Origin of the sequence: Streptomyces sp. P17, from assembly GCF_032436805.1 — a bacterium.
In the GTDB taxonomy this organism is placed as follows: domain Bacteria; phylum Actinomycetota; class Actinomycetes; order Streptomycetales; family Streptomycetaceae; genus Streptomyces.
Genome location: NZ_JAVRBF010001104.1, coordinates 1 through 257, shown reverse-complemented (window position 1 = coordinate 257; position 257 = coordinate 1). Strand labels below are relative to the sequence as shown.

The 257-nt window shown below is 61.5% G+C and carries 1 protein-coding gene; it reads left to right on the top strand.

Translation table 11 applies throughout. The features are described 5' to 3' along the window. Nucleotides 1–139: 139 nt before the first annotated feature. Nucleotides 140–257, top strand: a 118-nt coding sequence (locus RMT89_RS44085) for a sugar phosphate nucleotidyltransferase (protein WP_315889379.1), incomplete at its 3' end; no start/stop codon positions are given.

The window sequence follows — 257 nt, the reverse complement described above, 5'->3', positions numbered from 1 at the left end:
GGCAAGGCTTGGCCGGCAACCGCGTTAACCCATTGCAAGTGCTGGATTTGTGCTGGGAATCCCATTTGTTTATGCCCGGCCGCATGCTAACGAGACCAGCACGGCCGCCATCCGGCCGGCGACCCAAGAGCATGGATGCATGAATCGCAAGGGAATCATTCTGGCCGGGGGCCGCGGGACGCGGCTGCATCCGCTGACGCTTGCGACGTCAAAGCAGTTGCTGCCGGTCTATGACAAGCCGCTGATCTACTACCCCC